This is a genomic window from Streptomyces sp. NPDC043427 (genome assembly GCF_056436655.1).
On the sequence record NZ_JBWKCC010000002.1, the window covers coordinates 437416 to 451342 of the forward strand.

Annotated in this window: 11 protein-coding genes; 8 read left to right on the forward strand and 3 right to left on the reverse strand. The window is 72.8% G+C overall.

Annotated elements, in window-relative coordinates; translation table 11 throughout:
• Window positions 1-9: 9 nt before the first annotated feature.
• The 3 genes from AC067M_RS05880 to AC067M_RS05890 are packed head-to-tail and all read left to right on the forward strand — an operon-like array spanning window position 10 to window position 1778.
• Window positions 10-645: a TetR/AcrR family transcriptional regulator gene (locus AC067M_RS05880; protein WP_478695723.1), complete on the forward strand. Its 636-nt coding sequence runs from the start codon at window positions 10-12 to the stop codon at window positions 643-645.
• A gap of 33 nt (window positions 646-678) precedes the next feature.
• On the forward strand, window positions 679-1410 hold the full coding sequence (locus tag AC067M_RS05885; RefSeq protein WP_478695724.1) for a Mut7-C RNAse domain-containing protein: 732 nt from the start codon (window positions 679-681) through the stop codon (window positions 1408-1410).
• Window positions 1411-1457: 47 nt separating this feature from the next.
• Window positions 1458-1778: a hypothetical protein gene (locus tag AC067M_RS05890; RefSeq protein WP_478695725.1), complete on the forward strand. Its 321-nt coding sequence runs from the start codon at window positions 1458-1460 to the stop codon at window positions 1776-1778.
• Between the two features lie 16 nt (window positions 1779-1794).
• Here AC067M_RS05890 and AC067M_RS05895 read toward each other — a convergent pair whose 3' ends face one another.
• On the reverse strand, window positions 1795-3828 hold the full coding sequence (locus tag AC067M_RS05895) for a thioredoxin domain-containing protein (RefSeq protein WP_478695726.1): 2034 nt from the start codon (window positions 3826-3828) through the stop codon (window positions 1795-1797).
• Between the two features lie 113 nt (window positions 3829-3941).
• On the opposite strand from AC067M_RS05895, the gene AC067M_RS05900 reads away from it, so the two are divergent.
• The 4 genes from AC067M_RS05900 to AC067M_RS05915 are packed head-to-tail and all read left to right on the forward strand — an operon-like array spanning window position 3942 to window position 12039.
• A complete protein-coding gene (locus AC067M_RS05900; RefSeq protein WP_478695727.1) occupies window positions 3942-7136 on the forward strand; it encodes a tetratricopeptide repeat protein in 3195 nt (1064 codons plus the stop codon).
• A gap of 43 nt (window positions 7137-7179) precedes the next feature.
• Complete coding sequence (locus AC067M_RS05905) at window positions 7180-9678, forward strand: hypothetical protein (RefSeq protein ID WP_478695728.1); 2499 nt, start codon at window positions 7180-7182, stop codon at window positions 9676-9678.
• 4 nt (window positions 9679-9682) lie between these two features.
• Complete coding sequence (locus AC067M_RS05910; protein WP_478695729.1) at window positions 9683-11023, forward strand: CHAT domain-containing protein; 1341 nt, start codon at window positions 9683-9685, stop codon at window positions 11021-11023.
• Window positions 11020-12039, forward strand: a complete 1020-nt coding sequence (locus tag AC067M_RS05915; RefSeq protein WP_478695730.1) for a hypothetical protein — start codon at window positions 11020-11022, stop codon at window positions 12037-12039. Before AC067M_RS05910 ends, AC067M_RS05915 begins: the two co-directional genes overlap by 4 nt.
• Window positions 12040-12103: 64 nt before the next feature.
• Here AC067M_RS05915 and AC067M_RS05920 read toward each other — a convergent pair whose 3' ends face one another.
• Together AC067M_RS05920 and mca are read right to left on the reverse strand one after the other, a co-directional pair.
• A complete protein-coding gene (locus AC067M_RS05920; protein WP_478695731.1) occupies window positions 12104-12364 on the reverse strand; it encodes a hypothetical protein in 261 nt (86 codons plus the stop codon).
• Complete coding sequence (gene mca, locus AC067M_RS05925) at window positions 12357-13238, reverse strand: mycothiol conjugate amidase Mca (RefSeq protein ID WP_478695732.1); 882 nt, start codon at window positions 13236-13238, stop codon at window positions 12357-12359. Before mca ends, AC067M_RS05920 begins: the two co-directional genes overlap by 8 nt.
• Before the next feature lie 149 nt (window positions 13239-13387).
• Between mca and AC067M_RS05930 the strand changes: the two genes are divergently transcribed.
• Complete coding sequence (locus AC067M_RS05930; RefSeq protein ID WP_478695733.1) at window positions 13388-13786, forward strand: DUF4307 domain-containing protein; 399 nt, start codon at window positions 13388-13390, stop codon at window positions 13784-13786.
• Window positions 13787-13927 lie beyond the last annotated feature (141 nt).

Below are 13927 nucleotides of genomic sequence, written 5' to 3' on the forward strand. Positions count from 1 at the left end.
ATGAACCCCATGACGGCCGCACGTTCCCCCTACTCCTCCCCCGCCGACCGCCCCCAGCTGGGTCTTCGTGAACGCAAGAAGATCAAGACCCGTGAGGCGATCCGCACCGCGACCTACGCGCTGATCAAGGAGCAGGGGTACGACACCACGACGATCGAACAGATCGCCGAACGGGCCGAGGTGTCGCCGTCGACCGTCTTCCGGTACTTCCCGACCAAGGAGGACATCGTCCTCTCGGACGAGTACGACCCGGTGATGGTCGAGGAGTTGCGCTCCCGGCCCGCCGACGAGCCGTGGATGGACTCGCTGCGGCACGTGATGCACAAGGCCATCGACGCGCTGATGGCGGAGGACCCCGAATCGGTCCGGATGCGGGCACACCTCGCGATCCAGGTCCCCGCCGTCCGCTCCCGGATCTACGAGAGCGTTTCGGAGACCGCGCGGCACCTGCGTGGCGCCATCGCCGAGCGCTCCGGTCTCGACCCGGAGAGCCTCGAGGTGCGCGTCTACGCGATGTCGCTGATCGGTGGCCTGATGGAGGTCAACATGCACTGGGGCGAGAACGGCTGCGAAGGCGACCTCCGCAGCCTCGTCGACCGGGCCCTGGACGTCATGGAGCACGGCCTCCCCCCGAAAAACGCCTGAGGCCACAGCCCTCCTCCGTGGCATCCTGACCGGGTGAACGGTCCCGAGATCCACGTCGAGTTCGCCCCCGACCTGGCCCTGTTCGTCACGAGCGGACGCCGCCGGGGCGCCACCCCCGTCACCACCGACGGCGTCTCCACACTCGGCCACGTCGTCGAGTCGGCCGGCGTCCCACTGACCGAGGTCGGCGCCCTGTGGGTCAACGGCCACGAGGTCCCGACGTCGTACGTCCCCGCCGCCGGCGACGCCGTGGAGGTCCGGTCCGTCGAGCGCCCCCAACAGGTCCCCGGCGCCCCCCTCCGCTTCCTCCTCGACGTCCACCTCGGCACCCTCGCCCGCCGCCTGCGCCTGCTCGGCGTGGACACCGCCTACGAGTCCACCGACATCGGCGACCCGGCCCTCGCCGCCCGCTCCGCCGCCGAACAGCGGGTCATGCTCAGCCGCGACCGGGGCCTGCTGCGCCGCCGCGAACTGTGGGCGGGCGCCTTCATCTACAGCACCCGCCCCGAGGACCAACTCCGCGACGTCCTCGACCGCTTCGCCCCCGAGCTGCGCCCCTGGACCCGCTGCACCGCCTGCAACGGCCTGCTGAAGCAGGCCACCAAGGACGAGGTCGCCGACCAGCTCAAACACGGCACCCAGCGCAACTACGACGTCTTCGCCCAGTGCCAGGAGTGCGGCCGCGCGTACTGGAAGGGCGCCCACCACGAACAGCTGGAGGCCATCGTGGAGGAGGCGTTGAGCCGAGGTACTCAGGGAGGTTGAGTACGCGGGCCGATCACCGGTGCCCGCCGGCGCGATGGGATGGAGCCATGAACACCGCGCAGCCCTCGGCCGACCGCCACCTCACCGGCTGGTCCGTGGCCGGACTCGTCCTGCTCCTGCCGACCGTCGTCCTCGCCTGGCTCGCCGTCCTCGCCACCGAGCGCGGCAGCCGCTGCCTCACCTACGGCGAACAGTGCTCGACCGTCCCGGGCAGCGTCCTGTACGGGGTCTTCTACGCCTCCCTCGCCGCCGGCGTGGCGGCACTGGCGTGGCCCCGGACCCGGTGGACGCCCCTCCGGGGCGGGGCCGTGCTCGTGCAGTGGGGGGCGCAGCTCACGCTGGGCGCGATGATCCTCAGCGGCGCCTGACCCCTCTACCGCGGTCTCAGCCGGTCAGCGCCGTCCGCAGCCGCTCCGGGTCGGTCGTCGGGGCGTCGCAGGTGAAGTTGCGGCAGACGTACGCGGCCGGGTCGCCGCCGACGAGCGGGCGCTCGGCGAGGAGCGGGAACTCGTCGCTGTCGGGGGTGCCGTAGGCGACGACCGCTCCGGGGGCGGTGCCCAGGAGGGCCGTACGGTGCAGGGTCTTCGTGGCGGGGTCGTCGAGCGCGGGGCCGACGACCGCGACCTCACGCGGCCCGTCGAGGAGCGCCTCGGCGACCGCGAGACCCCAGCCGATGAACCGGGGCACCCGCGGCCCGAGCGCCTTGACCACGCCCAGGGCCCGCTCGGCGGCCGTGCGGTGGGGCTCGGAGCCGGTCTGGGCGGCGTACGCCAGCAGGGCGCCCGCGGCGGCGGTCCAGCCGGACGGGGCCGCGTTGTCGGTCGGGTCCTGCGGCCGGCGGATCAGCTGCTCGGCGTCGGCGGCGGTGTCGTAGAGGGCACCGGACTCCGGGTCGGTGAACCGGGTGAGGACGTGGTCGAGGAGGAGTCCGGCGAACTCCAGCCAGACGCCCTCGCCGGTCACGGACGCGAGCGCGAGGAAGCCCTCGGCGACGTCGGCGTAGTCCTCCAGCACCCCGGCGTTCGCCCCCGCGTGGCCGTCCTTGCTGGTCCGGGTCAGGCGGGCCCGGTCGTCGAGGTGCAGGCGGACGAGCAGGTCGGCGGCCGTGACGGCCGCGTCCACCAGGTCGGGGCGGTCGAAGTAGGCGCCGGTTTCGGCGAGGGCGGCCACGGCGAGCCCGTTCCAGGCGGCGACGACCTTGTCGTCCCGGCCGGGCGCGGGCCTGGCCTCCCGGGCCTCGCTCAGCCGCCGCTTGATCGACTCGACCTTCTCCGCGTCGAGGAACTGGTCCTGCTGCGGGAGTTGCAGGACGGAGGCGCCCTCCTCGAAGGTGCCCTCCTCGGTGACGCCGAAGTACCTTGCGGCGAGCGCGGCGTCCTGCGGGCCCAGGACGTCGGCGAGTTGCTGCGGCGTCCACACGTAGTACGCGCCCTCGACGTGCTTTCCCGTCCCGTCGTCGCTGTCGGCGTCCAGCGCGGAGGCGAACCCGCCCTCGGCGGTGCCCAGTTCCCGCACCATGAAGTCGGCGGTCTCCAGCGCGACGCGGCGCGCCAGATCGGAGCCGGTGGACCGCCACAGATGGGCGTAGACACGGCACAGCAGCGCGTTGTCGTACAGCATCTTCTCGAAGTGCGGCACCACCCAGTCCCGGTCCACGGAGTAGCGCGCGAAGCCGCCGGCGAGCTGGTCGTAGATCCCGCCGCGCGCCATCCGCTCGCAGGTGTCCTGCGCCATCTGCAACGCGCCCTCGGCGCCGGTGCGCGCGTGGTGGCGCAGCAGGAACTCGATCACCATGGACGGCGGGAACTTCGGCGCACCGCCGAACCCGCCGCGCTGCGGGTCGTACTCCCGGGTGAGACCGAGCAGAGCCTGCGCCGTCTCCTGCTCGCCGGGGGCCTGGGTGCCCCCGTAGGAGATCTCCCGCTGGGCCAGGTCCCGGACGATCTTCCCGGCGACCTCGGCGACCTCGTCCCGCCGGTCGGTCCAGGCGTGGTGGACACCTTCCAGGACCTGCGCGAAGGAGGGCATGCCGTGCCGGGGCGCCGGCGGGAAGTACGTCCCGAAGTAGAACGGCTCGGCCTCCGGCGTGAGGAACACCGTCATGGGCCAGCCACCCTGCCCGGTGGCCGCCTGCACGGCCTCCATGTACACGGCGTCGACGTCCGGGCGCTCCTCGCGGTCGACCTTGACGTTCACGAAGTGCTCGTTGAGATATGCGGCCGTGGTGTCGTCCTCGAAGGACTCGTGCGCCATCACATGGCACCAGTGGCAGCTCGAGTAACCGACGCTGAGCAGCACCGGCACACCCCGCTCACGGGCCTCCTCGAAGGCCTCTGCCGACCAGGGCCACCAGTCGACGGGGTTGTCGGCGTGCTGGAGGAGGTACGGGGACGTCTCATGGGCCAGTCGGTTCGGCATGGTGTCCATCCTGCCGCAGTACCCCGATCGCGGCCCGCCCGCACCCTCGCGCCGATCGGCCGTCCGCAGCACACTTGGCCGAGAAAGCTGTTGCTGCCGGAGGGGGACGGGACATGCGGAACGGCCATCGGGCGGACGCCGAGCGGCTGTTGGCACGGGCGGTGGAGGAGGAGCTGCGCCGCTCGGGCGGTCGCGGCGACGCCCAGGTGCTCATGTCACGGGCGCGCGGCGCGCTGGACACCATGGCACAGACCGCCGCCGAGGAGTACGAGGCCTACACACGTGCCCTCGACGAGGCGGAGGCCGGGCAGATCAGCTTCGGCCGGCGCTACGCCCGCGAGGGCGGGGGCACTCCGCTGCTGGTCGCGGGGGTCGCAGCGGCCACGGCCGCGGTGGCCGACCTGGCCCTCGGCACCGGCACGGGCACCGCGCTGGCCGCGGGCGTGACCGTCGGGGTCGTCGGCGCGGCGGCCACCGTCGTCAAGGTGGCCGGCTCGCACCTGCCCGCCGCGCACCACCGCGCGGGCGCGGCCGGCCAGCCCGGCGGCCCGGAGCAGCTGCGTCTGCAGTGGCTGACGGCGCTGGAGGTACGCGGTATCCGCCCGTTCCTCGACCAGCAACGGGTGATCAGCGCGTCCACCGGGCCGACGAAGGCCGGGCCGCGGCTGCGCAGCGTGGACAAGAGCGCGGCGGCCCGCGGCCGGAAGGTGCTGGAGCAGTCGTTCGGACAACTCCCGGAACCTACGGGGGTGTTCGCGGGCCGTCGGCAGGAGCTGGCGCGGATCCGGCAGTGGGTGCAGGCGGCGCGCGCGAGCACGCGGACCCGGCCGACGGTGGTCGTGCTGCACGGGACGCCCGGCAGCGGCCGTACGACCCTGGCCGTGCGGGCGGCGCACGACCTGCGGGACCAGTTCCGCGGCGCGTGCGTGGTCGATCTGCGCGGGCACAGCACGGAGCCGCTGTCCACGCGGGACGCGCTGTTGCATCTGCTGAATCGTCTCGGCGCGCCGCGCGAGCAGCTGCTGTTCCGTGAGCGCTCCTCCCCCGAGCAGCAGGTCAAGCGCCTGAGCGAGCTGTACCACCAGCATCTGACCGGTCTGCCGGTCACCGTGATCCTCGACGACGCCTTCGACGCCGAGCAGGTCCGCGCCCTCGTGCCGGAGCGCTCCGACAGCCTGGTCCTGGTCACCGCGCGCGCCCCGTTCGATCTGTCGGCCGACCTTCCGGCCTGGCTGCACGAGCTGCCGGTGGAGGCCCTGGACGCGGCGGGCGCCGAGGAACTCCTCGGCGCGGTCGCACAGGACGATTCGGGCCCGTACGACGCCGAGTCCGCCGACCGGATCCGCGAGCTGTGCGGCGGGCTGCCGCTGGCGCTGCGGGTCGCGGGCTCGTCCCTCGGCCCGCGCTCCCCGCGCGCCCTCGCCTCCGACCTGGACGCCTACGGCCCGGTGGAGCCGGTCGAGCGCGCCCTGTGGCTGCGCTACACCGACCAGGCCGACCCGGCGCGACGGCTGCTGCGGCGCCTCGCGCTGGCGGGCCGGGCCTCGCTGGGCGCGGCCGCGGCGGCGGCCCTGCTCGCCACGGACCGGCCGGAGGCCACCCGGCACCTCGTGGCACTCGCGCGGGCGGGCCTCATCGACCACGTCCGCGGTGACCGCTACCGCCTGCACGACCTCGTGCGGGCCTTCGCCCGGGCCCGCCTCCTGGACGAGGAGGAGCCCGCCGAGCGCACGGCCGCGCAGGAGCGGCTGATCGTCAGCTACGCCGAGCTCGCCGACTCCGTACTGCGCCTGGTCGACGGCAACATGTCGACCCGCTCGGACCGCTTCAGCCCGCACGGCTTCACCTCTCTCGACGAGGCGCTGCGCTGGCTGGACGACGAGTCGAGCTTCATCACGGCGGCGCTGCGGCACGCGGAGGGCGTGAACGAGGCGGCCGTGCTGAACCTGCTGGGCGCCCTGTGCGACTACTGCCTGCTGCGCGGTGACCTCTACCGGCTCGGCGAGATCAGCGAACTGGCACAGGCCGTCGACCGGGGGCTGCTGCTGCGCTCCGTGCAGTGGCGCACCGGTATCGCGGCCCGGCAGCTCGGCGAGCTGGACAAGGCCCGCACCACGCTGACCTCGGTCGTGGACCTCTACCTGCAGGCCCATCACGACGCGGGGGCGGCCCGCGCCCTGACCTCGCTCGGGATCACCCTGCACCACCAGGGCAACCTCACCGAGGCGGCGGCGAAGCTGCGGGAGTCCCTGGAGCTCCAGGCGCCGCCCGAGCTGGCCACGGACCGTGCCTGGACGATGCACGCGCTGGCCGCGGTGGAGCGGGACCGGGGGCATCCGGCCGAGGCCCTGGACCTCCTCGCGCGTTCCCTGGTCCTGCATCGCGAGGGCGGTTCGGTGCACGGCGAGGCATGGGCGCACTTCCAGCTCGGCCAGCTCAACCTGCGCCGCGGTGACGTCGAGGAGGCGGAGAGCGAGCTGCGCCAGGCCCTCGACCTGTACGGCCGCACCCGCGACGCCCGCGGCGAGGCCTGGGCACTGACCCAGCTGGCCCGCGCCCGCCTGGTCGCCGGCGACCCGTCCCCGGCGGTGGACGGGCTGCGCGGCGCGGCCGCCCGGCACCGCGACAACGAGGACGCGCGCGGCGAGGCCTGGACGGCGTACTACCTGGGGCAGGCTCTGGAGGAGACGGGCGACCTGGACCGCGCGGTCAGGGAACTCGAACGCTCCCGGACGATGTTCTCCCGCATCCGGGACGTCTACGGCCTGGCCTGCGCCCGCCACCACTCCGCGCGCGTCACCCGGGACCAGCGCGCCGCCCAGACGGGCTCCCTGCGCAACTCCGGGTTCGCCCGGCAGCTCCTGGTCGACGCCCGCGCCGACTTCCAGCGCATCGGCGTCGCCCACGGCGAGGCCTGGACCTGCCTGGAGCTGGCCGTCGTCGACGCGGGCAACGCCCGTACGCAGCAGGCACTCGCCCTGTGCGACGAGGCGACGGCGCTCTTCACGTCGTACGGCGACGACCGCGGCGCGGACTGGGCCCGCTTCCTGCGCTGCACCCTGCTGCCCTACGCCGCTCCCGGCGGCGTCGAGATCGGTACCGCGGTGGCCCAGGAGGAGTTGAACCAGCTGTCCCGCGCGGCACACCCCCTGCGGGACGAGAAGCTCGACGACTATGTGGAGGCGTACCAGCTGTTGCTGGAACGCGGGGTGAGCCTGGAGGCGGGGTGGCAGGCTTGGCGACTGGGCATGGTGCCGGACCGGCATGCGCGGGAGGTCATGGGGGTGGCGGTCGCCGCCACGTCCTGACGGGTCCGGGGCGGCACGGCGCCCGTACGGGGAGGAGGGGCGGGTGAGCGGGTACAAGCGGCCGGGTGACCCCCACAGGCAGACGCTGCGGCACGCCCTGGAGCATGGCCGGGGGCTCGTCGTCCTGGTGCACGACCGGCAGCCCGGATCCGAGCAACCGGCCGCGCTCGCCCGGCTGGTGTCCGAAGTCGGTGCCGCGCGCCGCCTGCCCGTGCACCGGTTCGCCGTCGAGGACCGCCTCACCGGTGCGGAACCGCTGCTGCTGCGGCTGCTGTTACGGACGGGGGCTCGGCACGAAAGCATGCGCACGGCGCTGCTCGCCGGCCCGCAACGCCTCGCCGAGCTGACCACGTCGACGTGTCGTGAGGCGCTGGAGGGCCGTCCGGCGCTGGTCGTGCTGGACGACGTGCCGGGCGGCGAGCGCGGCGACGAGCTGCTGCGGGCGGTCACCGGGGCGCTCGGCACGGGCTGTGTCGTGCTGGCCACCTCTCGGACGAGTCACCCGGCTCTGGGCGTCCCCCACCACGAGTGGGACCCGCCGGCGCTGGTCCGGGAGTGGTGGGCCGAGGCGCTGGACGGGATGCGCGCCGGCCCGGGCGCCGAGCCGCTGTCGGCGCTGGCGGCCTGGGACGGCCGGGAGTTCGCCCTGGACACGCCCCTCCCTCTGCCCGTCGAGCGCTGGACACCCGACGACTGGCCGCATCTGTTCCAACTGCTGTATCGGTCCGGACTGCTGGAGGAGTCCCGCCACGGCTGGTACGAACTGGCCTTCGAGGTGCGCGAGGAGCTCAGACGCCTCCGTAGCCCCGGGGACCTCGAACGGACCGCCCGACGACTGGACTCCGCCCTCGCGGACGCCCTCACGGCCCGCACCGGTGAACTCGGGGACGCCGCCGGACCCGTGGTCGACCTCGCGCTGCGCCTGCTGCGCTGCGGTGACCCGCGGGCGCTCGACTTCCTGGCCCGGCTGGGATTTCAACTGGCGGCCGAGGCCGCGATCCTGCCGCTGCTGACGCTCAGCGCCGAGCTGCCGCAAGGGAGCAGCGCCGCGGACGCGCTCACTCCCGCGCTCGCCGCGGCGGCCCGGCAGACCGGCCGGCCGCAGGCCGCCGAACGGGCGCTGACGGAGCTGTCCTCACCGGCGGCTGTACGCGAACTCGCCCTCACCCGGCACGACATGGGCCGGCCGGCCGAGGCGGAGGCCACGCTCGACGCGCTCCCCGCCGACGGCCTGGACGGCTGGGCGCTGCACATCCGTGCCGGGATCCGTCTCGACCGGGGTGAGGTCGACACGGTCGGGCGGCTGCTGCGGCGGGCCATCGAGGCCCACCAGGTGAGCGGCGACCGGCGGGGCGAGGCCTGGGCCGTCTTCCACTACGGGCGCCTGCGACTGCTGCGCGGCGGCCTTGAGGAGGCACGCAAACGCCTCGACACGGCGTGGCAGCTGTTCCGCGACACCGGTGACCTGATCGGCGCCACGTGGGCGGACACCGAACTGCACCGGGTGGCCGTACTGATGCACGGCGCGCAGCCTCGGCTCCTGCAGGAACTGGCGGCCATGCCCGAGGCGCACCGGGACCACGGTGACGTCCGCGGGGAGGCCTGGGCGACGCTGTTCGCGGGCCTGGCGTACGCGGACGCGGGGCGGCACGCGGCGGTGGCGGCCCTGGAGCGGGCCTGGTTCCTCTTCGAGATGCTTCCGGACCGGTCGGGGCTGGCCTGGGCGATGCACCACCGCGGCCTCCAGAGATCCTCGATCGCCCCGTTCGACAGGGTCTCCGGCACCTTCGCCAAGAGCGGCGACGAGCGCGGCCGGGCCTGGGCCGAACTACGGGAGGCGGTGCTGACGACGCGTCCCACGACGCGCGGGCGGCTGCTCGGCAGCGCGCGACACCGCTTCGCGACCGTCGGTGACACGGCCGGTGAGCACTGGGCGACCGTGCTCGACCGGGAGCGCGGCCCCGACCAGCGCGCCGAGTCCATCAGGGTCCTGCGCAGCTGCTATCCGCCGCATTTCCTCGCCGGTGTCGACTGGCTGGGGTCGCGGATCGACATCCCCCACGCCGTCCGCCACTTCGTTCCCGTGCCCGGCACGTTCACCGTGGACGACTTCGCCGACGACATCCCGCCCACCGCCTCCCGGGTGCGGCTCACCCTCCTCGACGACTTCCCGGCCGTCGACCAGTCGGCCGCCATCATGCTGCTCATCGAACCGGGCCCCGAGCACCCCTGGGCGGCGCTGCGCGCGGCCCGCCCCCTGCTGACGGTGCGCGCGGTTCCGCTGACGCGCGCCGACGTGGAACCCGCGCACTCCGTCCCGATCAAACGGACGGCCACGTTCCACTTCACCGCGCGCCGGGCGGGCCGCCATCGTGTCCGCTTCACCGTGGAGCACCAGCGGTCGGGAACCGTCCTGCAGCAGGTGGAGACGGACATCGACGTGCAGGGGGCCTCCGAGGAGTCACCCTTCGCCGCCCCACAACCGCACGCCCTGTCCGCGTCCTCGCCGACGTCCGCCCCCGAGCCCGCCCGGAGGGCCTAGTCCAGTGGCCCGCGAACTCCCGGTCCGCGTCGTTCAGGACCCCAGCCTCGGCTTCACCCGCCTTCCCCACCGTGTACCGCCGCCCGACCTGGTGGTGGGCATCGACTCCTACGGCGAGGACCGCATCCTCGCCCGTATGCACGGCCCCGTGGTGCCCGCGCTGAGCGGCACCGAGCACAAGACGTTCCTCGAGGCGACGCCCGCACAGGTGCGCTCCGCGGCGGCGCGCCTGCGGCGGCTGTGGAAGGACGAGTTCATCGACGTACAGCCCCTCGACGCCCAGGGCCGTCCCGCCCCGGGGCGCACCTCCCTCCCGTACGCGACCCAGGTCGACCTCACCGGCGAGCCGCAGGACGAACTGCTGGACGCGCTCACGGAACTGGCCACGTACGGCTCCCAGTTGCTGTTCGACGTGCTGCTCGGCGGCGAGGGCGAGCAGATCAAGCTGTTCCGCGGGCTGCTCAGCGAGGTGCTGCGCCTGGACACCCCCTTGCGCGTGCGTTTCGACTCCGACCTCTTCGTGCCCTGGCCCATGCTGTGCCTGCCGCCGGACGCGACGGACGAGCCCGGTGTGCGTGGCGTGTTCCGTCGGTTCCTCGGGCACCGCCACCAGATCGAGCAGACCGGTGGCTACTACGCGGGGATCGCGGACGGGCGTGAGCAGCCGCCGCCCGACCTCCCGGTCATGAGCCTGAACCACGACACCGGCATCGACGTCCTCGGCCGTACCCGGGCCGCCGACGTCGCCGCGCTGCTGGCCCGCGAGGGGGTCCTGGCCGAGCGGACGACCCGGCGGGAGCTGGAGCGGGCGCTGCGGGACACGACGCTCGACGAGCAGCTGATGTACTTCTGGTGCCATGGGCACTTCCAGGGCGCCGAGCCGGAGCCCCCGGCCCTGGTCGTCAAGCTGACCGACCAGCGCCCCATAGACGCCTACACGGTCCGGGCACACCGCCCCGACCGCGCGGAGTGCGCGCCGTTCCGCCCGTTCGTCCTGCTCAACGCCTGTTACGCGGGGCTGCCCGGCAACGCCGATCTCGCCTATCTGGGGCACGCCCTGATCGAGACCGGGGCCCGGGGCGTCCTGGGGCCGCAGATAGAGATGCCTCAGGTGTTCGCGGCGGAGTACGCGCTGGAGTTCCTCACCCGGTATCTGCCCGGCGCGGGCACGGCCGGCGAGGTGGCCCACGCCGTCGCCCGGCACTTCGCCGACGAGCTGCACAACCCGCTGGGCTTCGGCTACGCCCTGCACTGCGGCATGGACGCCCGGCTGCCCCGCGCGGAGCGGCATCTCGGAGAGGAAGCCGGCGAGGAAGCCGGCGAGGAACAGGAGACGGCCGTATGAGCACCGACCCCGCATCCGACCCCGTACCTGATGCCGTGTCCGAGGTGCGGTGTGTCGACCTCGGTACCGACGGCTGGCTGGTCGAGGACACCGTGCGCGGCCCGCGGCCGGTGCCCGCACCCCGGCTTCTCGATCACTTCGCCGAGCACCTGACACCTCCCGACTGGGCGACCGACCTGCTGGTGTACGTCCACGGCTGGCGGACCGACCGGGACTCGGCACGGGCCGCGCTGCACCGCCTGCTGACGCTCTGCGCGCGGCAGTACGACGGCCCTGGGGCGACCCTGTATCCGCGGCTACGGCCGTGGCGGCCCTGGAGCGTGCTGATCCGCTGGCCCTCCCGCTCGCTGCCCTCGCTCGGCGGTTACCGCCGTATCCGCGACCAGGCGCACGCCATGAGTACGCGCGGTCACGCGGCCCAGGTGATCGGCCGGCTGCTGGGCTATCTGGACACCCATCGCGCCGATCCGGCCTCGGCGCCCGTCCTCGCCAACCGCGACGGCCAGTATCTGCACCTGGTCGGGCACTCCTTCGGCTGCCGGTTCCTGTGCGAGGCGGTCCAGTGGGCGGCGGACGGGCCGCTGACGCTGGGGTGGAGCACACCGGAGCCGCCGGGCCGGCCCTTCACCGTCGACTCGATGCTGCTGCTGCAGATGGCGGCACCGCGCGACGCCTTCTCCACCGGCTTCCCGGCACTGGCCGAGGCCCCCCTGCGGGGGCCCGTGGTGGCGACGTACTCGCACCACGACCGGGCCACCGGCTTCTGGCACCTACGGGCGGAGAAGCGGGTCGGCGTCGGCCACGCGGGCATCGGCACCGCGCCCGCCCCGGTCTCCGCGATCCGCATGCTGTCCGGCACCGAGGGCTATCCGCTCGACGCCCTCGACCACCGCTTCGTCAGCGTCGACGCGAGCCATGTCTACGTCCGCGGGCGCGGCCCGGCGGGGGCCCACTCCGACCATCTGCGGCCGGAGACGGCCCACCTGCTGATGTCGCTGGCCGATCACTCCCGCTGAGCCGGGCGCGGCGGCACGGCGGTCAGTCGCCGGCCCCGCGCTCGGTCTCAGCCCTGGGGCGGTCTCAGCCCTGTGCGGACGAGGGCTTGCCGGTGCCCGGCTTTCCCTTGCCGGAGACTTCCGCTCCCTCTTCCGGCGACTGCTCGAAGTCGACCTTGCCCATGTGCCGGTTCATGGACTTCATCAGGCCCCACACCGCCAGCGCCATCGCCGCGAAGACGATGAAGCCGAGGACGCCGGGGGTGACCTTGTTCTCGTCGACCTCCTTGGCGAGGGAGACGAGGTGCGGCACTGCCAGGCTCACGCTTGCGCTCATGTCAGGCATTGTCGCGGATGCCCGCAAAGAGGTCGTCCTCGGGGAGGGAGGTATCGACGAGAGACTTCGCGAGCTCGTACTCCTCCGTCGGCCAGACCTCCTTCTGCAGATCCATCGGCACCCGGAACCAGCCCCCGTCGGGGTCGATCTGTGTGGCGTGCGCGATCAGCGCCTTGTCACGGATCTCGAAGAAGTCCGCGCACGGGATGTACGTGGTCAGCGTGCGCTCGGTGCGCACGAACTCCTTCCACCGCTTGAGCCACTCCCCGTACGGCGACTCCAGGCCGCGGTCGAGCATCGCCTGGTGCAGCGCCTCGGTACGGGGGCGGTTGAAGCCCTGGTTGTAGTACAGCTTCTGCGGCTGGTACACCGGGCCGTACTCCGCCTCCGGGTACTTCTCGGTGTCGGCCGCGCCCTCGAACGCCACCATCGAGATCTTGTGGGTCATGATGTGGTCGGGATGCGGATATCCGCCGTTCTCGTCGTAGGTGGTGATCACCTGGGGACGGAAGGAGCGGATCTTCTTCACCAGCTCACCGGCCGCCTTGTCGACGTCCTCCAGGGCGAAGCAGCCCTCGGGAAGCGGCGGGAGCGGGTCGCCCTCCGGCAAACCGGAGTCCACGAAGCCGAGCCACTCCTGCCCGACGCCGAGAATCTCGCGAGCCTCGTCCATCTCCTTCCTGCGTACCTCGTGAATGTTCTCCTCGATGTACTTGTCGCCCTGGAGCTTCGGGTTGAGGATCGAGCCGCGCTCTCCCCCCGTGCAGGTCACGACCAGCACGTCCACCCCCTCGGACACGTACTTCGCCATGGTGGCCGCGCCCTTGCTCGACTCGTCGTCGGGGTGGGCGTGTACGGCCATCAGTCGCAGCTGGTCAGTCAAGACTCAATCCTCAGTCAAGTCGGCGCCCGGTGTGAGCGGGTGCGATCGGCGCTTCTATAGTGACCGAATCGGGGGGCGAATAATTCCGGGGGCCGGATTCCGGCGGCCCGCCGTCGGACCGACATCCGCCCCAGCCGAGAGGGACGATCATGACCACGGCGAGCACGCGAGTACCCGAGGGCCGTTACGGCCGCTCCTCGGACGAGCGCGCCGACCACAGACTCAAGATCGCCGCGGCCGTACTGGGCACGGTCCTGCTCGCCTTGATCGGCTACTTCGCCTACCACTACGTCGGCCAGAACAAGATCAGTGCCGAGGTCATCACGTTCAAGGCCTCCGGCACCGCGGTCGAGGTGCATCTGGAGGTCCGCAAGGACGCCGGCGCAAGTGGCTACTGCACGATCCGCTCGCAGGCCGAGAACGGTGCGGAGGTCGGCCGGGCGGACTTCCGGTTCTCCGGGCCGGACACCCGCATCGACAAGGTCGTGACGCTCCGTACCACGTCCGAGGGGACGACCGCCGAGCTGCTCGGCTGCCACGCCGACTGAGGTCGTTCGGAATACGTAGGCGCTGACCTGCGTTGACGTAATTCTGGTGGCTTATGTCCTCCCCCTTCGCCCGCTGAATTGTTAGGCTCGTGGTTTCGCCCATCCCTGGAGGAACATGCTTCCGGGTAGGGCGACGCTTTT

Coding starts and splice junctions, on each gene's coding strand:
- AC067M_RS05920 (WP_478695731.1), bottom strand. CDS start 12,364: ATGCCTGACATGAGCGCAAGCGTGAGCCTGGCAGTGCCGCACCTCGTC.
- AC067M_RS05880 (WP_478695723.1), top strand. CDS start 10: ATGACGGCCGCACGTTCCCCCTACTCCTCCCCCGCCGACCGCCCCCAG.
- AC067M_RS05915 (WP_478695730.1), top strand. CDS start 11,020: ATGAGCACCGACCCCGCATCCGACCCCGTACCTGATGCCGTGTCCGAG.
- AC067M_RS05930 (WP_478695733.1), top strand. CDS start 13,388: ATGACCACGGCGAGCACGCGAGTACCCGAGGGCCGTTACGGCCGCTCC.
- AC067M_RS05900 (WP_478695727.1), top strand. CDS start 3,942: ATGCGGAACGGCCATCGGGCGGACGCCGAGCGGCTGTTGGCACGGGCG.
- AC067M_RS05890 (WP_478695725.1), top strand. CDS start 1,458: ATGAACACCGCGCAGCCCTCGGCCGACCGCCACCTCACCGGCTGGTCC.
- AC067M_RS05895 (WP_478695726.1), bottom strand. CDS start 3,828: ATGCCGAACCGACTGGCCCATGAGACGTCCCCGTACCTCCTCCAGCAC.